Here is a 19,743-nt window from a genome sequence, read left to right as displayed (position 1 = left end):
GGCTGCGTACGACGGCGGGGGCCGGCCCCGAAGGACCGACCCCCGCCGCGGGTCAGGAGAGCTCGCCTCCGGTCAGCGCTTCACGACCGTGACAACGCGCTCGACGGTCTTGGCTCCGACGTCGCCGCGACCGTTGTAGGTGATCGTCACCGTCTTGTCGCCGGCCCCGCCGAACTTCCACAGCTTGACCTTGAGCACCCCGTCCTCGAGCCTGACGACCTTGGTCTTCTTGCCCGGGAAGGACACCCGGACCCAGCCGTCCGCGGCCTCGCCCTCGGCGACCACCTTGACGGTGAGCGTGACCCGCGTGCGCCCGGCCACGACCTCCTGCGGGAACCAGAAGGCCTTGATCGTCGGGGTCACCGGCTCCGGCGTCGGCTCCGGGTCGGTCGGGCCCGGGGTCGGCGGGTCGGTCGGGCCCGGGGTCGGCGGGTCGGTCGGGCCCGGGGTCGGCGGGTCGACCGGACCCGGGGTCGGCGGGTCGACCGGACCGGGGAACGTCGGCTCGTCGACGAGGTCGAGCCCGACGATCTCCGGGTTGTGGTCCGAGGCGCCGAACTGGTGCGGCCGGTAGAGGTCGACCACGTTGCTGTTGTACCGGCCGTACTGGTAGGCCACCGACTCGTTCGCGTTGATCTGCCAGATGTCGACGCCGGTGACCAGCGCCTGCGCCGCAGCGTTGGCGAAGACGTGGTCGAGCGAACCGTAGAGGCCCTGGAAGGAGTACGACTCCTCGTCGGCGTCGTCGGTCGACTCGAGCGCCGTCCAGCCGCTCTCCTCCAGCACCTGCACCGGGTCCTCCTCGGTGTAGGCGTTGAAGTCGCCGGTGAGGAACACCGCCTCGATGCCGCGGGCAGCCGCGAAGTCGTCCGCGAACGCGTCGAGGGCCTCGGCTTGGTCGATGCGGTCCTGGTTGGAGGCGCCCTGGCCGGTCCCGTCGTCGGGCCCGGAGCTCTTGGACTTGAAGTGGTTCACGATGACGCCGAAGGCCTCGGAGTCTGCCGCGCCCACGGCCTTGAACGCCTGCGCCAGCGGCTCGCGGGCGTTGTCGAAGTTCACCTCGTCGAGGAGGACGTCGGACGCCCCGACCGGCTCGACCTTGGCGGGCCGGTAGATGAACGCCGTGCGGATGACGTCCTCCTGCGAGGGAGCGGGGAGCTCCGTCGCGGGAGGCGACGGGACGTAGTCCCACGTGCCGGCGCCGGCGCGCTCGTTGAGCGCCGCAACGAGGGTCCGCACCGCGAAGTCGCGGTCCTTGCCGAGCCGGACGGAGTTCTCGATCTCCTCCAGCGACACGATGCTGGCGCCGAGGCCGTTGATGGCGGTGACGATCTTGGCCTCCTGCCGCTCGAAGTCCTCGACGTCGGCGGCCCCGCGAGGACCGTTCGGGTTGCAGGAGTCCGTCGTCACCGGCTCGCCGGTGCGGTCCTGGTAGTAGCTGCACGAGCCACCGCCCGCGACGAACTCCTCGCCCGTCGTCGGGAAGTAGTTGAGGACGTTGAACGTCGCCAGGCGGTTGTCGCCGCCCACGTCGGCCGGCGTGGCGTTCTCGGCCCGCGTGTCCTCGAACTGCGCGACGTCGGTGCCCCGGCCCTGGACCGGAGCGGTCGGCTGCACCTTGTAGAGGCCGTTGCGGTGGTCGAGGACGACCGCGCCCGCGAGCGTCGCCGCGGCGCCCACGCGGACGCTGTGGTCGGCGTCCAGCCACGACATCGGCTCCCCGCTGGCCGCGCCGCCGAAGTTCAGCGACTTGCCGTCGTCGAGGGTGAGCGCGCGCCTGGCGTTGTCGGCAGCGACGCCCTGGACGTCGCCGGTCTGGGCGTCCTCGACCTCGGTCGGCTGGACGAGCGGCCGGCCTCCGGTGGCCAGGCCGATCTCGCCGTACTGCCACGTCGCGTAGCTGTTCGTGACGGTCAGCTCGTCGGTGAGCACGAGGAGCTCGCCCTCGTGCGCCTCGCGCTCGGCGTCGCTGGTGTACCACGCGGTGGTCCGCGGGGCCACCGGCGCGAGCGCCGCCTCCAGCTCGACGAACGAGGCGTTCGTGAGCTGCGTCAGGCTCGAGGTCTGTCCCGAGACGGTCTGCTGGAACTCCGCGACGCGGCCGGTCACCTCGACCGAGTCACCGACCTCGGGGTACGTCGCGAAGCCGGACGGGCCGCCGTACACGAAGATGCCGTCGGAGCCCGCCGTCGTGTCGGGGGCCGTGCCGCCGGTGCCGCCGGTCTGCAGGTAGAAGCCGTTGAGCCCACCCGTCGGGTAGACCGCGGTGACCACGCCCCGGGTGCGGGCGACACCGCCGGCGACCGGCGAGGCACCCCCCGGTCCCTGGATCTCGGCGATCGTGGTCGGCGCCGGGGCCGGCTGGACCGTGTAGGTGAAGTCGACGGTGTCCGTCGCGCCGGTGCCGTCGGTGACCGTCGCGGTCACCGACGAGGTGCCGGGCGTCGTCGGCGTGCCCGACACCGTCCCGTCGGGAGCGATGGTCAGGCCGGCGGGGAGGCCGGACGCCGTCCAGGTGTACGGCGCCTCGCCGCCGGTGGCCTTCAGCTGCGGCCGGTCGGTGTAGACGCCGACCGTCGCGGTCTGCGGGCCCGGGGCGGTGCCCTCGAGGGCGACCGGGGCGGCGGTGCCGCTGTTCTCGGGCGACGGCGCACCCACGGTGAACTCGGCGGCGTTGTTGTCCGCGTCGGGAGCTGTCCGTGAGGCCGAGGTGGCATTCGCGGTGCCCGCCGCCTTCGTGGTCTCGAAGGTGTTGCTGTTGACGCCGACGAGGTCGACGATGCCCGGGACAGCGGTGACCGAACCCGGCGTGGGGTTCAGAGCTGTGGTGCCGTTGGAAAGCCAAACGGTGAAGGCGCTGCCTGACATCGCGATGTCGCCAGTGGCGTCCGGCGGCGGCAGCGGCTGCGTCCCGCCGCTGCCCTTCGCCTGCTGGACGAGGTAGTTGCCGCCAGCCGGCACGGTGCCCGAGAGCGTCGTGACGGCACCGGGTGACGTGCCCCCCGACGACCTGTACTGCACGGACCAGCCGTCGACCGACACGTCGGAGCTGGTCGGGTTGTGGATCTCGATGAAGTCGTGGGTGTAGGTGGCGCCCGCGTTGCCGCCGCCGCCGTACACCTCGCTGATGACGAGGTTCGGGCTGACGGCGTGGGCGGGCAGCGGCGCGAGGGAGAGACCGGTCGCGGCGACGGCGAGACCGGAGAGCGAGGCGAGGAGCCTGCGGGGGGAACGCCCGGATGAGGGCATGACGAGACCTCCGAGAAAGGGGGTGGGGGTGGTGCGGGGAGGAAGACCGCGGGGCCTGCCGATCGGCAGGCCCCGCGGGCGGATCACTTCTTGCTGACCCAGAACTTCACGATCTGGGTGTCGGACTTCGTGGTGTCGTTGCCGAGGTACTTCACGCGGACCTTCTTCTGGCCCGGCGTGCCGTACGCCGCGAGCTTGACCGTGGCCTTGCCGTCGGCGTTCAGCTTGACGGTGGTGGCCTTGCCGAAGCGGAAGACCTTGACCTTGCCGGCGGCGGCGTCCTCACCGGCGGCGACGGCGACCTTGATCGTCACCTTCTCGCCGACCGTGGCCTTGCCCTTCTCGGTGGCCGTCACCTCGGCCTTCACCCGTGCCGGGGCCGGCTCGGCGCCGACGACGGTGCCGGACGGCTGGGCGACGACCGCGACGCCCCAGGCGCCGTCGAGGCCGGCCGGGACGGTGAAGGAGACCTCGGCGGCACCGGCGGTGACGGGGAAGTCACCGACCGGGACCGTCTGCCGCCCCTGGACGAGGGAGACCTCGACCGTGGTGTTGGCCGGGCTGCCGAGCGAGGTCAGGTCGAGGTCGGCGAGGGTGAACGAGACCGCGTCGCCCGCGGAGACGGAGGTCGGGAGACCGGACTCCTCGACCTGCTGGCGCGCGAAGTCGGGGCTGATCGGGGAGTTGGCGGCGAGGTAGTCGCGCCACAGCTCGGCGTCGAGCAGGCCGGTGTCGGTCGACGTGCCCTCGGTGAAGGCGCGGAAGTTGTCACCGCCGGTGGCGAGGAACGACAGGGTGGAGACGGTGTAGGTCTTCGCCGGGTCGAGCGGCACGCCGTCGATGCGGACCGAGGTGATCCGCTCGCCCGCGGGCTTGCTCGGGTCGGCGGTCACCCGGACGTTGTCGGACATGCCGAGCTGGAGGTACGGCCGCGAGGGCACGGTGCCGTCGGCGTTGGTCTGCCACTGCTGCTCGAGGACCTTCTTGAGCGAGGCACCGGTGAGCTTGACCAGGGCGACGGTGTTGTTGAACGGCAGCACCGCGTTCGCCTCGGCGAAGGTGACGACGCCGTCGGTGTTGGCCGGGTTGTCCGCGGGGGCGCCGGCGAAGAGCAGCTCGGCGCGCAGGCCACCGGGGTTGGTGAGACCGAGGTCCGGCTGGCCGATGTCGGACAGGCCGTCGCGCAGGGCGTTGGCGACCAGGCCGCCGAGGGTGGACTCCGACGCGCGGTCGTCGCGCTTGCCGTCGGCGTACGCGGTGGTGATGTCGGCGGTGATCTGCGCGACCGGACGGTTGCCGACCGCGGCGGCGTCGGCGAGCGCGGCCTTGGTGATCGCGTCGACGGCGGCCACGCGGGGCAGCGTCAGGTCGGCCGTGGCCGCGCGGGCGACGTTCTCCATGGCGCCGACGGTGACCTCGCCGGTGGCGTCGTCGACGGTCAGGTCGACGCGGCCGACGTTCTCGCCGTAGGAGCCGGTCTGCACGACCGGACGGCCGTCGGCGGTCCAGGCGTACTGCTTGTGGGTGTGGCCGGTGAAGATGACGTCCACGGCGGGCGAGGTCTTGGTGACGATGTCGGCGAAGACGCCGCCGGCGGCGACCTCCTCCTCGAGGGTGGAGCCGTCGGGGGTGCCGGCACCGGCGCCCTCGTGGTACTCCGCCACGATCACGTCGGCCTCGCCGTTGTCGGCGGTGTCGACGCCGTCGGTCAGCTCCGCCGCCACCCGGTTGACCGCCTCGACGGGGTCGCCGAAGGTGAGCGAGGAGATGCCGGCCGGGCTGACCAGGGACGGGGTCTCCTCGGTGACCACGCCGACGACGCCGACGGTCACGCCGCCGACCTCGTAGGTGGCGTACTCGTCGAGGGCGGGCGTCGTCGTGCCCTTCTTGTAGACGTTGGCGCCCAGGTAGTCGAAGTCCGCGGCAGCCTGCACGCGGCCCTCGAGGTCGGCGAACCCGCGGTCGAACTCGTGGTTGCCCACCGCGGAGCCGGCGAGCTCGAGCGCGTCGAGCACGTCGAGCGTCGGCTGGTCCTGCTGGTTGGAGGAGGCGAACAGCGAGGCACCGATGTTGTCGCCGGCGGAGAGGAGCAGGGTGTTCTCGTCCCCCGCCTCGGCCCGGATCTGCTCGACGGTCGTCGCGAACTTGGTGGTGTTGGCGTCGATGCGACCGTGGAAGTCGTTGATGTTCAGCAGCGTGATGTCGACCGTGGCCGCGTGTGCGGGCGCCGGGACGAGGACCAGCGTCGTGGCGGCGACGGCGAGCCCGAGGGGCGCGACGAACCGCGTGGGGGTGGCAGGCATGTAGGCGAACTCCTGGTGGGGATGACGGGCGGTGGCCCGATGACGGCCCCGGATGCGGGCAGCGGCGCGCGTCATCGCCGTCGTACGACGGCGTCCCGAGACGAACGCGAGCAAGCGGATACCTTCCGGCACGAGGGGCGGAGGCCGATGAGGCCGCGGTCACCCTAATACGGCCGGGCCGGTCCCGAGCGTCGCCGCCAGGTGACGATCTGGTGACGAATGCGCGTCAGCGGGACGCGGCGCCGGAGCGCCCGCGCAGGGTGTCGCGCTGCTTCCACAGGTCGCGGTAGAACTCCCAGCCCGACCACAGCGTCAGCGCCACCGCGACGACGAGACAGGCCTGGAAGACCCACCAGAGGACCTCGCCGGGCGTCTGCAGCGCGCCGGGCAGGTCGCCGTCGCGCAGCGGGAGCACGAGACCGCCGAGCGCCAGGGCCTGGACCGTCGTCTTGAGCTTGCCGAGGTCCGCGGCCGCGATGACGACGCGCTTCGCGACCGACAGCCGCAGGAACGTCACGCTCCACTCGCGGACGAGCACGACGATGGTGAAGGCCCACCAGACGTCGCCGGTGACGGACAGGCCGATGAAGGCCATGCCGGTGATCGCCTTGTCGGCGATGGGGTCGGCGATCTTGCCGAAGTCGGTGACGAGGTTGCGGGCGCGGGCGATGTCACCGTCGATCTTGTCGGTGATCATCGCGACCACGAACAGCCCGTAGGCCACGCAGCGCCACAGGACGGAGTCGCCGCCCTCGACCAGCAGCGCCCAGCCGAAGAACGGCACCATCACGATCCGCAGCGTGGTCAGCACGTTGGGGAGGTTCAGGTTCGACACCTGCGGCTGGGTCTCGGTCATGCGCGCGCCTCCTGCACGATCGGCTCGGCGTAGAGGTCGGCGCCCTCGGCGTCGACGACGGTGGCGGTCACGATCTCGCCCACCCGCGCCTCGCAGCCGAGCAGGAAGGTCGAGCCGTCGACCTCGGGTCCCTGGTGGGCAGCGCGGCCCTCGACGGAGAGCTCGCCGTCCTCGTCGGTGACCGACTCGACCAGCACCTCGACGGTCTCGCCGAGCCGCTCGAGCGCCCGCTGGGCGGTGAGCTCCTCGACCAGCGCGGTGACGTGCTCGGCGCGGGCGCGGACCTCGTCCTCGTCCAGCTTGCCGTCGTACGTCGCCGCCTCGGTGCCGTCCTCGTCGGAGTAGCCGAAGACGCCGGTGACGTCGAGGCGGGCCGCGACGAGGAAGTCGCACAGCGTCTGCAGGTCCTCCTCGGTCTCACCGGGGAAGCCGACGATCACGTTGCAGCGCACGCCCGCCTCGGGCGCGTGGCCGCGCACCTGCTCGAGCAGCCCGAGGAAGCTCTCCGGGTCGCCGAAGCGGCGCATCCGCCGCAGGACCGTGGCGCTGGCGTGCTGGAAGCTGAGGTCGAAGTACGGCACGACGCCGGGCGTCGTCGCGATCGCCTCGACCAGCCCGGGCCGGGTCTCGGCCGGCTGCAGGTAGGAGACGCGGACGCGGTCGACGCCGTCGATGGCGGCCAGCTCGGGGAGCATTGTCTCGAGCAGCCGGAGGTCGCCGAGGTCCTTGCCGTACGACGTGGAGTTCTCGCTGACGAGGAACAGCTCGCGCACGCCCTGGGTGGCCAGCCACTGGGCCTCCTGCAGCACGTCGCTGGGCCGGCGGCTGACGAAGGAGCCGCGGAAGGCCGGGATCGCGCAGAACGAGCAGCGCCGGTCGCAGCCCGACGCCAGCTTCAGCGGGGCGGTCGGCCCGCCGTCGAGCCGGCGACGTACGGCGCGCGGACCGGTGGCGGGAGCGCCGAGGCCGATCTCGGTGGTCGCGGCGACCGAGGCGTGCCCCGGGACGGCGAGGGTCGAGGCGGAGCGCTCCGCCGGGGAGATCGGCAGCAGCCGGCGGCGGTCCTGCGGCGTGTGGGGGTGGTGGGTCTCCCCCGCGACGATCGAGCGCAGCCGCGCGGCGATGTCGGGGTAGTCGTCGAAGCCCAGCACGGCGTCGGCCTCGGGCAGCGACTCGGCGAGCTCCTTGCCGTAGCGCTCGGCCATGCAGCCCACCGCCACGACCGCCTGGGTCCGGCCCTCGCCCGAGGTCTTCAGGTCGGCCGCCTCGAGGAGCGTGTCGACGGAGTCCTTCTTGGCGCTCTCGACGAAGCCGCAGGTGTTGACGACGACCGTGTCGGCGTCGGCGGGGTCCTCCACGAGCCGGAAGCCGTCGGCCTCGAGCCGGCCGGCCAGCTCCTCGGAGTCGACCTCGTTGCGCGCGCACCCGAGGGTCAGCAGCGCCACCGAGAGCGGGGTCGTCGGTCCGGGGCGGGTGTCTGCTGCAGTCATGGTCGGGACCGAGTATGGCCGTCGACCCGCCCCGGCGGCGAACCCGCGAGCGGCCGGGGCGCGCTCAGTCGCCCGGCTTGACCGCGAGCACGGGACAGCGTGCGTCGAGGATCACGCGCTGGGCGACGCTGCCCATGAGCAGCTTGCCCACCGGCGTGCGCCGCTTGAGGCCCAGCACGACGAGCGCCGCACCCACCTCCTCGGCGACGCGGAGGATCTCCGCCGCCACGTCGGGAGCCACCGCTTGGCGCACCTCGTGCTCGAGCCCGGAGGCGGCCAGCTCGGCCTCGAGGCGGTCCAGCGCCTCGGGGTGGGCGAAGTGGTCGTCGACCAGCGCGTCGCCGCGGCTGACGTTGACGGTGACGACGCCGAGCCCGCGCAGCCGCGCCTCGGCGAGGGCGTGCACGAGGGCGACCGCCCCGAACTCGTCGGGGGTCCACCCGACCACGATCCGTCCTGCGCTCATCGGTTCACCAGCTCCTCGTCACGGCGGTCGGTCTCCTCGGGGTGGGTCGGTGCCGCCGGGCGGCGGCGGAGCAGGCGGGCCAGCAGCGCCAGCGCGATGACGACGTACACGACGACCGCCAGCGGCTCGCTCACCAGCGCGCTCGCGTCGCCGTCGGAGATCGTGAGCGCCTCGCGGAGCTTGGTCTCCATCAGCGGGCCGAGGATGACGCCGAGGATCAGCGGCAGCACCGGCAGCCCGAAGCGGCGCATCGCCAGGCCGAGCAGGCCGAAGGCGAGGAGCAGGCCGACGTCGAACGGGTCGAGGTTGGTGGCGTACGCGCCGAGGCAGGCGAAGAACAGGATGCCCGCGTAGAGCTGTGGCCGCGGGATGCGCAGCAGCTTGGCCCACATCGGCGCCAGCGGCAGGTTGAGCACCAGCAGCAGCAGGTTGCCGATCAGCAGGCTGGCCAGCAGCGTCCAGACCAGGTCGGACTGCTCGGTCATCAGCTGCGGGCCGGGCGTGATGCCGTAGCCCTGCAGCGCCGCGAGCATCACCGAGGCGGTCGCGGTGACCGGGATGCCGAGCGCGAGCATCGGGACGAACATGCCGGCCGCCGAGGCGTTGTTGGCCGCCTCGGGCCCGGCGACACCCTCGATGGCGCCCTCGCCGAACGGCTCGCCGCCCTTGCCGCGGGCCAGCCGCTTCTCGGTGACGTAGGACAAGAACGTCGGGATCTCCGCGCCACCGGCGGGGATGGCGCCGAAGGGGAAGCCGTACGCCGTGCCGCGCAGCCACGGGCCGACCGAGCGGCGCAGGTCGCGCCGGCCCATCCACGGACGTCCGACCGGGATCACCCGCAGCGGGGTGCGGCGCAGGTGGGCGGCGACCCACAGCGCCTCGCCGAGGGCGAAGATGCCGACCGCGACGACGACGATGTCGAGCCGGTCGTTGAGCTGCGCCACGCCGAAGGAGAGCCGCGGCTGGCCGGTGTTGAGGTCCAGGCCGACCAGCCCGATGGTGAGGCCGACGAACAGCGCGACCAGCCCGCGGACCACCGAGGCGCCGATGACCGTGGCGGTCATGACGAGCGCCAGCACCATGATCGCGAAGTACGACGGGGCGCCGATGTCCACCGCGACCGAGGCCAGCGCCGGGGCGAAGAAGGCGACCAGCAGCGTGCCGATGGTGCCCGCGATGAAGGACCCGACGGCGGCGGTGGCCAGGGCCTGCGCGGCCCGCCCCCGCTTGGCCATCCGGTTGCCCTCGAGCGCGGTCATCACGGAGGCCGACTCGCCGGGGGTGTTGAGCAGGATCGACGTGGTCGACCCGCCGTACATGCCGCCGTAGTAGATGCCGGCGAACATGATGAACGACGAAGTCGCCTCCAGGCCGTAGGTCACCGGGAGCAGGAGCGCCACGGCCATGGCCGGGCCGATGCCGGGCAGCACGCCGACGAAGGTGCCGAGCAGGACGCCGATCGCGGCGTACATGAGGTTCTCGGGGGTGACGGCCGCGGAGAGGCCGCCCCAGAGCAGGTCGAAGGAGTCCATCAGAGGATGCCGTCCAGGATGCCGGGGGCCAGCGGGATCCCGAGGCCGACGTAGAAGGCGTACCAGCTGGCGACCGCCAGCACCGCGCCCACGAGCACGTCGCGCAGCAGCGTGCGGCTGCCGAGCGACCAGGCGGCGCCGGCGAACAGCACGGCTCCGGAGATCGCCCAGCCGAGCAGGTCGACGGTGGCGATGGTGAACAGCAGGACCGCGACGAGCTTGACGACGGTCAGCCAGTCAGCAGGGCTGGTGAGGTCGACGTCCTCGCCGCCCTCGGCCTCGGGGACGTCACCGCGCAGCGTCGCCACGGCGAGCAGCACCGCGAGGACGACCAGGCCGGTGCCGATGACGTAGGGGAAGACCCGCGGGCCGACCGGGTCGGCGAAGCCGGTGCCGAGCGTCGTGGCGTCGTACACGGTGAGCCCGCCGACGACGGCGAGCACGGCGGCGAGGCCCAGCTGGGCCAGGTCGCGGCGGGGCGCCGCAGGACCGCTCGGGGCGGCCTCGTGGGCGTCAGGGACCAGGGTGCTCACAGCAGGCCCACCTCCTCCAGGGTCGACGCGACGCGCGCGTCCTGCTCGTCGATGAAGTCACCGAAGTCGTCGCCGGTGACGAAGCGGTCGATCCAGCCGTTCTTCTCCAGCTGCTCCTCCCACTCCGGGCTCGCGCGCATCTCCTCGAGCAGCGCGACCAGCTCGTCGCGGCGCTCCTCGGAGATGCCGGGCGGGGCGAGGACGCCGCGCCAGTTGGTGAAGACCAGGTCGATGCCGGACTCCTGCAGCGTCGGGACGTCCTTGACGGTCTCGCCGCGGAGGCGCTCGTCGCCGGAGACGGCCAGGACGCGCAGGTCGCCGCTGGCGATCTGCCCCTCGAACTCGCCCAGGCCGGAGAAGCCGACCTGGATCTTGTCGCCGAGGAGCGCGCTGGTGAGCGGGCCGCCGCCGTCGTAGGGCACGTAGGTGACCTCGCGGGGGTCGATGCCGACCGTCTCGGCGAGCTGCATGGGGAAGAGGTGGTCCGGGCCGCCGGGGCTCGAGCCGCCGCCGACAACGACCGACCCGGGGTCGGCCTTCCAGGCGTCGACGAGGTCGTCGATGGTCTCGTACGGCGAGTCCGCGGGCACGAGCACGCCCTCGTAGTCCTCGATCAGCTGGGCGACGGGGGTGGCGTCGCCCAGACCGTGCTCGAGACCGAAGGAGTACGCCGACCCCACGACGCCGAGCCCGACGGTCATGAGCAGGTGCTCGTTGCCCTCCTCCCCCATGAGCCGGGTCAGCGCGACCGAGCCGCCGGCGCCGAGGATGTTGGTGACCTCGAACGAGCCGCCGGTGATGTCCTCGCCCTCGAGGACGCCGACCGCGGCCCGGCCGGTCTGGTCGTAGCCGCCGCCGGGGCTGTTCGGGATCCACATCGCGAGGTCCCGGTCGTCGTCGCCGCGGGTGACCCCGCACCCGGTCGCCGAGACCGTGACGGCCAGCGCGGCGGCCACCGCCGCGAGCGCCCGTGCTGCTCCCACCATGTCGCTCCTGTCCGGTTCTGCGAGGCTCTACGAGCAGAGCCCTGCGAGGACGAGCATCGCCGCCGGTTGTGGCGGCCGTCACCCTTGGGAAAGCAACGGAGGTTGTGGAACTTGTGGTCACCACCCGGGCCTCGCGGTCCGCGCGGCCGGCGGCGGCACCTGAGCCTCGCCGGTCAGTTCCTCGCGCTGCAGCTGCTGGTGCTGCTGGCCGTGGTGCTGGTGACCGGGGTGGTCTCGGTGCGGCAGGCCGAGGCCACCTTTCGCGACGACCGCGGGGCGCGGCTGCGCTCGGCCGCGGAGAGCCTGGCGAGCACCGACGCGGTGCAGGACGCGCTCGGCACGGGGACCGGACGGGACGCGCTGGCGTTCTACGCACAGCAGCGGGCCGGCGACGTCGGCGCCTCGGTGGTCCACCTCGGCGACCCCGAGGGCCGCGTCCTGGTGAGCACCGACCCGACCCGCGAGGGCGAGCGGATCGACCTCGGCCCCGGCGACGTGCTGGCGGGGCGGTCGTGGACCGGTGACGTCGACGACGCCGGTCGACCGGCGATCGCCGCGCAGGTGCCGGTGCTCAGCGCCGGCGGCGAGGACGCCCCGCCGGCCGGTGAGCTGGTCGGCGTCGTGGCGGTGGTGGAGCGCTACCCACCCTGGCCCGAGCGCCTGCGCGGGACCCTCGACGACCTCGTCACCTTCCTCGCCCTCGGCCTGGCCCTGGGCGTGGCCGGGTCCTTCCTGCTCTCCCGGCTCATCAAGCGCCGCACCCGCGGCCTGGAGCCGAGCGAGATCGCCGCGCTGGCCGACCAGCGCGAGGCGCTGCTGACCTCGCTGCGCGAGGGCGTCGTCGCGGTCAGTGAGTCCGGCGTGCTGACGGTCGTCAGCGACAGCGCGCGCGAGCTGCTGGCGCTCCCGGCCGACCCCTCGGGCCGGCGGGTCGCCGACCTCGACCTGGAGCCCGCCGTGCGGGACCTCCTGAGCGGGGCAGCGGAGGTCCGCGACCAGGTGCTGGTCGTCGCCGGCCGCGTCCTGGTGACGAACCGCAACCGGGTCCGGCACGACGGCCGCGCCACCGGCACGGTCACCACCGTCCGCGACCGGACCGAGCTGCTCGCCCTGCAGAGCGAGCTCAGCGCCCGGCAGAGCGTCACCGAGACGCTGCGCGCGCAGACCCACGAGTTCAGCAACCAGCTGCACACGATCTCCGGCCTGCTGCAGCTCGGCGAGCACGAGGAGGCTGGCCGGGTGATCAGCACGCTCACCCGCCGGCGGGCGGCCATCAGCGACGCGGTCGCCTCCCGCGTCGCGGACCCCGCGGTCGCTGCCCTGCTCATCGCCAAGACCAGCTCGGCGGCCGAGCGGCAGACCTGGCTCGGCCTGACCGACGACACCCGCCTCCCCCGGCTGGACCACGAGCTGTCGGCCGACCTCGGCACGGTCCTCGGCAACCTCGTCGACAACGCGGTCGAGGCGGTCGCGGCCACGGGTCGCGCCGGACGACGGGCACGCGTCGACGTACGGCTCGTGGTGGAGGGCGACGGCACCGCCGTGGTGCAGGTCGCCGACACCGGGCCGGGGGTACCGTCCGAGCAGGTCGACGCGGTCTTCCGGCGCGGCTTCACCACCAAGCCGAGCGACGCCAGCGGGCGCGGGATCGGCCTGGCCCTGGTCCAGGTCGTCTGCGAGCGCCGCGGCGGCTCGGTGTCCGTGCGCGACCGGGAGGACGGGCCCGGCGCGGTGTTCACCGCCCGGCTGCCGGCAGGAGGGAGCGAGCATGCCTGAGCGGGACGGCGGTCCGGAGGACCTGCGGGTGCTCGTCGTCGACGACGACTTCATGGTCGCCTCCATCCACGCGCGCTTCGTCGAGCGCGCGCCCGGGTTCGTCGTGGCCGGCCGCGCCGCCACCGGTGCCGAGGCGCTGGAGGCGGTCGAGCGGCTGCGGCCCGACCTGGTGCTCCTCGACGTCCACCTCCCCGACCTGAGCGGGATCGAGGTGCTGCGCCGGCTGCGCGGCCGCGGGGACGACGTCGGCGTCATCGTCGTGACGGCGGCGCGCGAGGTCGACACGGTCCGCGCCGCGGCGGCGGCCGGCGCCGCGCACTACCTCGTCAAGCCGTTCGAGCACGAGGACCTGCTGGCCCGGCTCGAGGCGTTCCGCGCCGCGCAGGCCGCGCTGCAGGGCGTCGTCGCCCCCGACCAGGAGCACATCGACGCGGTCTTCGCACCGATCGGCCGGGCCCGCACCGTGCTGCCGAAGGGGCTGAGCCCCGAGACCGCCGACGCCGTGCTGGCCGCGCTCGGCGCGGCGGGCGAGCTCTCCGCGACCGAGGCCGCCGAGGCTGTCGGCATCTCGCGGGTGAGCTGTCGGCGCTACCTGGAGCACTTCGTCGACCAGGGCAACGCCACGGTCCGGCTGCGGTACGGCGGGACCGGGCGCCCCGAGCGGCGGTACCGGGCGACGTAGGTCTGCGCCGGACCGGGACGGCCGGGCCCCGGTTCGCCTACGGTGAGCACGCACCGCAGGAGGGACGGCGAGGAGGAGCCGATGGGAGCCGGCACCGGGGACGGGGCGACGGCCGACGCCGCCGCGCTCTGGAACATCACCCTGGAGCACTCCCCCGTCGGCATGGCCCTGGTCGACCTGACCGGTCGGGTGCTGCTCGCCAACCGCGCGTTCGCGGAGATGATCGGCCGCGACGCCGCGGACGTGCGCGGGATGCACTTCTCCGAGATCACCCATCCCGACGACATCGCCGAGGACGTCGCCCGCTTCGGCCGGGCCGTCGGCGGCGAGACCGACTCCTACCGGATGCGCAAGCGCTACCTGCACACCGACGGGTCGATCGTGTGGGCAGACCTCGCCGTCGGCGTCGTCCGCGACGACGCCGGGGCCGCCCAGCAGGTGATCGCCCAGGTCCTCGACATCACCGACCAGCACGAGACCGAGCAGCGGCTCGCGGTCGCCGTCGCCGAGATCGAGCGCGAGCGGCAGACCCTCGAGGCGGTCTTCGAGACCGTCGGCGTCGGGCTGCTGCTCATCGACGCCGAGGGCCGCTACCAGCGGATGAACCGGCGGCACCGCGAGACCATGAACCTCCCGTTCCCCGACGGGCACGCCGGCGCGGCCGGCCAGCTCGGGCACGTCTACCGCCTCGACGGCCGCACGCCGCTGACCCGCGAGGAGATGCCGTCGTACCGTGCGACCCAGGGCGAGGAGTTCACCGACTACCGCTACTGGGTCGGTGACGACCCGCTGACCCGGGCCGCCTTCACCACCTCCGCCCGCCAGGTCCGGGGACCCTCGGGCGAGCGGCTCGGCGCGGCCCTCGCCTACCAGGAGATCACCGACCTGCTGCGCGCGCTGCGGGTCAAGGACCAGTTCGTCTCCTCGGTCTCCCACGAGCTGCGCACGCCGCTGACCGCCGTCCTCGGGCACCTGGAGATGCTCTGCGAGGACGAGACGCTCCCCGACGACGTCGTCCAGCGCCTGCAGGTCGTACGTCGCAACGCCGACCGTCTCCGCTCGCTCGTCTCCGACGTCCTGCTGGTGGCGCGGGCCGGCGAGGTCGGCCTGGAGATGCGGCGCACCGACACCGACCTCGTCCGGGTGGTCCGCGATGCCGTCGAGGCCGCCCGGGCGAGCGCCGAACGAGCCGGCCTCGACCTCGACGTCCGCACCCCCGACCGGCTCGTCGTCCGCGTGGACGAGCAGCGGGTGCGGCAGGTCGTGGACAACCTCGTCTCCAACAGCATCAAGTACACCGAGCCGGGCGGCTCGGTCACGGTCACGCTGCAGCTGACCGCCGGTGCGGTCGAGCTGCGTGTCTCCGACACGGGGATCGGCATCGCGGCCGAGGAGCTCGGCGAGGTGTTCAACCGGTTCTTCCGCGGCGACGCCGCCCTGGCCCGGCACATCCCCGGGACGGGCCTCGGCCTGGAGATCACCAGCTCGATCGTCACCGCGCACGGCGGGTCGATCACCGTCGAGAGCGAGCCCGGTCGCGGGAGCACCTTCACCGTCACGCTGCCCTGCTGAGCCCCACGCCCACCCGCCACCTACGCTGGAGGACGCCGGGGAGACTCGCGACGACGGCACGACGTCGTCCGCCGCGGTGACGAACCCACGGGCCGCCGGCCCGGGAGGGCCCGCCATGCCGCAGCTCCCTGCCCCGGTCGACGAAGCGCTCCTCGCCCCGCTGGACGACCGGGCCGACGACTGCGCCGACGGCGTACCGCCGGTCGTCCGGCCGCGCCTCGGCGCGGTGCTGCGCCGGGTCTCGGTGAGCCTGCTGGTCGCCTGCGTGGTCCCGGCCGCGCTGTTCTACACCTGCTTCCGCCTCACCGACGTGTGGGTGGCGATGGCCGCCGCCCTGGGCTGGTCCTACGGCGCGATCGCGTGGCGCGTGGTCACCCGCCGGCGGCCCTCCGGCCTGCTGTACCTCACCGCCGCCGTGATGACCGTGCGCACGCTGGTCTCCGTCGCGCTCGACAGCACCTACCTCTACTTCCTGCAGCCGATCGTCACCGACGCGGCGATCGCCACGCTGTTCCTGGCCTCGCTCGCGACGGCCCGACCGGTCGTCGCACGGCTCGCCGGCGACTTCTACCCCCTCGACGACGAGCTCGCGCTGCGCCCCGGCGTCCGCAGGCTCTTCCGACGGCTGACCCTGCTCTGGGGCGCGATCGGCGCAGCCAAGGCGGCCGGGACGCTGTGGCTGCTGGAGTCCCAGCCGCTCGACACGTTCGTGCTGGTCAAGACGGTCACGGCGCCGACCCTCAACGGGCTGACGGTCGCCGCCACCATCGCCGCGGTCGTGGTGGTGGCGCGTCGCGAGGGCCTCCTCGAGCGCGTCGTCCAGCCGGTGCCCTCAGGCGCCTAGGACCCCCGGTCCGGTCCCGGATGTAACACCGGACCCTCCTGGCGACAGGTCGTGGTCGGGACGGCACGCACCCGCGCCGTCCCGGCGCCGCACCAGCGGTGCGGCACGACGACAGAACAGGAGCCGCCGTGACGACCTCGGTCCACCCCCACGTGGAGCGCGACCGCGCCGACGACCCGACCCGTGGCCTGACCCACGACCTGACCCGCGACCGACGGGACCGGCCCGCGCAGCGGCCGGGCCGGCACCGCCGGGACCGGGTCCCCGCCGACGACCTCACCGTCGTCATCCCCGCCTACGACGAGGCGGCCTCCGTGGCCGACACCGTGCGCAGCGTGCTCGGCCAGACCACGCCGCCGGCGCGGGTGATCGTCATCGACGACTGCTCCACCGACGGCACCGGCGAGCTCGCCCGGGCGGCCGGGGCCGAGGTGATCCGCCCGGAGCAGAACACCGGTTCCAAGGCTGGCGCGCAGAACCTCGCCCTCGCGCAGGTCACCACGGCGTACACGATGGCGATCGACGCCGACACCACGCTCGCGCCCGACGCGATCGAGCTCCTGCTCGCGCCGCTGGCCGAGGACGAGTCGGTCGCCGCCGCCTGCGGCTTCGTCGTCCCGCGGCACGTGAGCAGCGTCTGGGAGCGCGGGCGGTACGTCGAGTACCTGCTGTCGTTCACCTTCTACAAGCCCACGCAGGACTACTACGGCAAGCCGCTCATCGCGTCCGGCTGCTTCTCGGCGTACCGCACCGAGGTCCTGCGCGAGGCGGGCGGCTGGTCCGAGCGCACGCGCGCCGAGGACATGGACCTGACCTGGACCTTCTACCAGCGCGGGCACCGGGTGCGCTTCGTGCCGGAGGCCGTCTGCTACCCGATCGAGCCGCACGACCTGGACTTCATGGGCAAGCAGCTCAAGCGCTGGTCGCACGGGTTCGTGCAGAACGTGCGGCTGCACTGGCGCGGCATCCTCCCCCTGCCGTTCCTCAGCACCGTCGTCGGCGTCGCGATGATCGATGCCCTCGTCGCCTCGCTGGTCTACCTGTTCGTGCTGCCGGTGCTGGCGGTCGTGGTGAGCCCGTGGGTGCTGGCGGCGTACGTCGTCGACGTCCCAGCCATCCTCGTGCCGGTCCTGCTGGCCGCGCGGCGGCGCGGCGAGGTGGGCAAGGCGCTCGCGTCGATCCCCGCCTTCCTGGTGCTGCGCACCGTCAACGGCGTCTTCATGCTCCGCGCGCTGTGGAGCGAGGTCGTGCTGCGCCGTCCGCTGCTCGTCTACGAGAAGGGCCACTGAGATGACCGCAGGACTCCCGGGCACCGGCCTCGGCGGACTGCTCTACGTGCTGCTCGCGCTCCTCATGCCGGTGCGCGAGCTCTACCTCACCGCCCGTGGCCGCAGCAGCCGCGAGCGCTGGGCCGTCGTCGGCCAGCAGGCGCTCATGGCGCTGGCGATCATCGCCGCGCTCGCGGGCACCGCGGTCGTGGTGGCGCGCCTGCTCGACGCGGGCGGGTACGCCGCGGACCGGGCGGCGCCGCTGGTCGCCTCGGCGGCGATCGGCGTGTCGGTGCTGGCCGTGCTGAGCGTGCTCCTGCGCCTGTGGGCGCTGCTCGACCGGCGCCGCGCCGGCACCGCGGCGGCCTAGTCGTCCACCCGGAGCGGGCTCAGACGTCGGCCTCCATGGCGGCGACGAAGTCGGCCTTGACGCGCCGCCACGCCTCGTCGGTCATCGTCCGGCGCCAGTAGGGCGAGCACGACATGTCGGCCCGCGTCAGGCCGCGGTCGGCGAGCAGGTGGCGGCGGATGCCGCGGACCTCCTCGGCCTCGCCGTGGACGAACGCGTGCACGCGCCCGGCCGGCGCCGCGAGCTCCTCGAGCGACCGCAGCAGCAGCGTCGCGGGGTCGTCGTCGCCGGCGCGGTGCAGCCAGCGCAGGTCGAGGTCGCCCGGCGTCGTGAGCGGGACCTCGTGGGCGGCGTCGTCGCAGACGAGCCGGACCACGACCGGCCGGCCGCAGGGCACGGCCTCGAGCGAGGCGGCGATCGCCGGCAGGGCCGACTCGTCGCCGACCAACAGGTGCCAGTCGGCCTCCGGGTCGGGGCGGTAGCCGGCCCCCGGCCCCTCGAGCACCAGCACGTCGCCGGCGGCGGCGCTCGACGCCCACCGGCCCGCGGCCCCGGTGTCCCCGTGGACGACGAAGTCGATGGTCAGCCGCTCACCGTCCCAGGCACGCACCGTGTAGCGCCGGCGCGCCGGCCACCACTGCGCGTCGTACGCCGCCTTGACCTCGGCCGGCTCGAAGACCGGGCCGTACGGCGCGCCCTCGGGTGCGATCGCGAGGTTGACGTAGGCGTCGGTGCTGTCGGGCATGGCGAACCCCGCCAGCCCCTCACCGCCGAGGACCACCCGCACCATCGCGGGAGTGACCCACGTCGTCGACTCCACCTGTCCGTGCACGAACCCTCCTCGACATCGAACGGAGGACTTAGGTTAGCCTCACCTCTCGTCCCCCCTCCGCCTCCGAGTCCTCGAGCGGCTCGTCGTCGGCGGAGTTCCCGATCACCATCGAGCACGCGCTCGGCACCACGACGATCGAGGACGCGCCCGAGCGCGTCGCCGCGGTCAACTGGGCCAACCACGAGGTGCCCCTGGCCCTCGGCGTCGTGCCGGTGGGCATGGCCGCCGCCAACTTCGGCGACGACGACGGCGACGGGCTGCTCCCCTGGGTCGCCGACGAGCTCGAGGAGCTCGGCGCCGACACGCCGGTCCTCTTCGACGAGACCGACGGCATCGACTTCGAGGCGGTCGCCGACACCGAGCCGGACCTGATCCTGGCGTCGTACTCCGGCCTCACCCAGGAGGACTACGACACCCTCAGCGAGATCGCGCCGGTCGTCGCCTACCCCGAGGCCCCGTGGTCGACGGAGTGGCGCGACATGATCCTGCAGAGCAGCGAGGCCATGGGCATGGCCGACGAGGGCGAGCAGATGGTGGCCGACCTCGAGGCCGAGATCTCCGAGGCCGTCGCCGCCCACCCCGGGCTCGAGGGCAAGAAGACGATGTTCCTCACCCACGTCGACACCAGCGACCTCAGCGAGGTCAGCTACTACACGACCCAGGACACCCGGGCGAAGTTCTTCACCGACCTCGGCCTGGCCACCCCGGCGAGCATCGAGGAGGCCTCGCAGGAGTCCGACCAGTTCTCCGGCACCCTCAGCGCCGAGCAGGTCGACAAGCTCGACGACGTCGAGGTCATCGTGACCTACGGCGACGAGGAGCTGGTCGAGGCGCTGAAGGCCGACCCGCTGCTCTCGAAGATGCCGGCGGTGGAGAACGACGCGATCGTGCTGCTGCCGAACACCCCGCTGGGCACCGCCGCGAACCCGACGCCGCTGTCGATCTCCTACGTCCTCGAGGACTACGTCGGCATGCTCGCGAAGGCCGCCGGCGTCGAGTGACCCG

16 protein-coding genes are annotated in these 19,743 nt (G+C 73.3%); 7 read left to right on the top strand and 9 right to left on the bottom strand.

Annotated elements, in window-relative coordinates; translation table 11 throughout:
• Positions 1–72: 72 nt before the first annotated feature.
• From QWY28_RS14365 to QWY28_RS14330, 8 genes are all read right to left on the bottom strand, one after another.
• Entirely contained in the window at positions 73–3,249 is a 3,177-nt protein-coding gene (locus QWY28_RS14365; protein ID WP_300953244.1) for an ExeM/NucH family extracellular endonuclease, read from the bottom strand.
• An 83-nt stretch (positions 3,250–3,332) separates the two neighbouring features.
• Positions 3,333–5,552 carry a bifunctional metallophosphatase/5'-nucleotidase gene (locus QWY28_RS14360; RefSeq protein ID WP_300953243.1) on the bottom strand — a complete coding sequence of 740 codons (2,220 nt, stop codon included), beginning with the start codon at positions 5,550–5,552 and terminating at the stop codon, positions 3,333–3,335.
• A gap of 226 nt (positions 5,553–5,778) precedes the next feature.
• Positions 5,779–6,408, bottom strand: coding sequence for a CDP-diacylglycerol--glycerol-3-phosphate 3-phosphatidyltransferase (pgsA, locus tag QWY28_RS14355; RefSeq protein ID WP_300953242.1), 630 nt, complete (start codon positions 6,406–6,408; stop codon positions 5,779–5,781).
• The gene (rimO, locus tag QWY28_RS14350) at positions 6,405–7,898 is read right to left on the bottom strand and encodes a 30S ribosomal protein S12 methylthiotransferase RimO (protein ID WP_300953241.1); all 1,494 of its coding nucleotides are present in this window, start codon (positions 7,896–7,898) and stop codon (positions 6,405–6,407) included. Before rimO ends, pgsA begins: the two co-directional genes overlap by 4 nt.
• 64 nt (positions 7,899–7,962) lie before the next feature.
• Entirely contained in the window at positions 7,963–8,364 is a 402-nt protein-coding gene (locus tag QWY28_RS14345) for a universal stress protein (RefSeq protein WP_300953240.1), read from the bottom strand.
• Positions 8,361–9,896 carry a tripartite tricarboxylate transporter permease gene (locus QWY28_RS14340; protein ID WP_300953239.1) on the bottom strand — a complete coding sequence of 512 codons (1,536 nt, stop codon included), beginning with the start codon at positions 9,894–9,896 and terminating at the stop codon, positions 8,361–8,363. Before QWY28_RS14340 ends, QWY28_RS14345 begins: the two co-directional genes overlap by 4 nt.
• Positions 9,896–10,429 (bottom strand): tripartite tricarboxylate transporter TctB family protein, encoded by a 534-nt coding sequence (locus QWY28_RS14335; RefSeq protein WP_300953238.1) that lies wholly within the window; start codon positions 10,427–10,429, stop codon positions 9,896–9,898. Before QWY28_RS14335 ends, QWY28_RS14340 begins: the two co-directional genes overlap by 1 nt.
• Complete coding sequence (locus QWY28_RS14330) at positions 10,426–11,412, bottom strand: Bug family tripartite tricarboxylate transporter substrate binding protein (RefSeq protein ID WP_300953237.1); 987 nt, start codon at positions 11,410–11,412, stop codon at positions 10,426–10,428. Before QWY28_RS14330 ends, QWY28_RS14335 begins: the two co-directional genes overlap by 4 nt.
• 114 nt (positions 11,413–11,526) lie before the next feature.
• Here QWY28_RS14330 and QWY28_RS14325 point away from each other — a divergent pair, with 114 nt between their 5' ends.
• The 6 genes from QWY28_RS14325 (at position 11,527) to QWY28_RS14300 (ending at position 17,927) form a co-directional block, all read left to right on the top strand.
• Positions 11,527–13,191, top strand: a complete 1,665-nt coding sequence (locus QWY28_RS14325) for a sensor histidine kinase (RefSeq protein WP_300953236.1) — start codon at positions 11,527–11,529, stop codon at positions 13,189–13,191.
• Complete coding sequence (locus tag QWY28_RS14320) at positions 13,184–13,873, top strand: response regulator (RefSeq protein ID WP_300953235.1); 690 nt, start codon at positions 13,184–13,186, stop codon at positions 13,871–13,873. Before QWY28_RS14325 ends, QWY28_RS14320 begins: the two co-directional genes overlap by 8 nt.
• Before the next feature lie 81 nt (positions 13,874–13,954).
• Complete coding sequence (locus tag QWY28_RS14315) at positions 13,955–15,445, top strand: sensor histidine kinase (RefSeq protein WP_300953234.1); 1,491 nt, start codon at positions 13,955–13,957, stop codon at positions 15,443–15,445.
• 115 nt (positions 15,446–15,560) lie between these two features.
• Positions 15,561–16,289, top strand: coding sequence for a VC0807 family protein (locus QWY28_RS14310; protein ID WP_300953233.1), 729 nt, complete (start codon positions 15,561–15,563; stop codon positions 16,287–16,289).
• Between the two features lie 128 nt (positions 16,290–16,417).
• Positions 16,418–17,578 (top strand): glycosyltransferase family 2 protein, encoded by a 1,161-nt coding sequence (locus QWY28_RS14305; protein ID WP_300953232.1) that lies wholly within the window; start codon positions 16,418–16,420, stop codon positions 17,576–17,578.
• Position 17,579: 1 nt separating this feature from the next.
• Complete coding sequence (locus tag QWY28_RS14300; RefSeq protein WP_300953231.1) at positions 17,580–17,927, top strand: hypothetical protein; 348 nt, start codon at positions 17,580–17,582, stop codon at positions 17,925–17,927.
• A 19-nt stretch (positions 17,928–17,946) separates the two neighbouring features.
• Here the strand turns inward: QWY28_RS14300 and QWY28_RS14295 are convergent, their stop codons facing one another.
• Positions 17,947–18,738, bottom strand: a complete 792-nt coding sequence (locus tag QWY28_RS14295) for a siderophore-interacting protein (RefSeq protein ID WP_300953230.1) — start codon at positions 18,736–18,738, stop codon at positions 17,947–17,949.
• A 101-nt stretch (positions 18,739–18,839) separates the two neighbouring features.
• Here QWY28_RS14295 and QWY28_RS14290 point away from each other — a divergent pair, with 101 nt between their 5' ends.
• Complete coding sequence (locus QWY28_RS14290) at positions 18,840–19,739, top strand: iron-siderophore ABC transporter substrate-binding protein (protein ID WP_336622418.1); 900 nt, start codon at positions 18,840–18,842, stop codon at positions 19,737–19,739.
• Positions 19,740–19,743: the final 4 nt, after the last annotated feature.

It is taken from the genome of Nocardioides oceani (assembly GCF_030412965.1).
In the GTDB taxonomy this organism is placed as follows: domain Bacteria; phylum Actinomycetota; class Actinomycetes; order Propionibacteriales; family Nocardioidaceae; genus Nocardioides; species Nocardioides oceani.
This window is presented reverse-complemented; position numbering and strand designations above follow the sequence as displayed.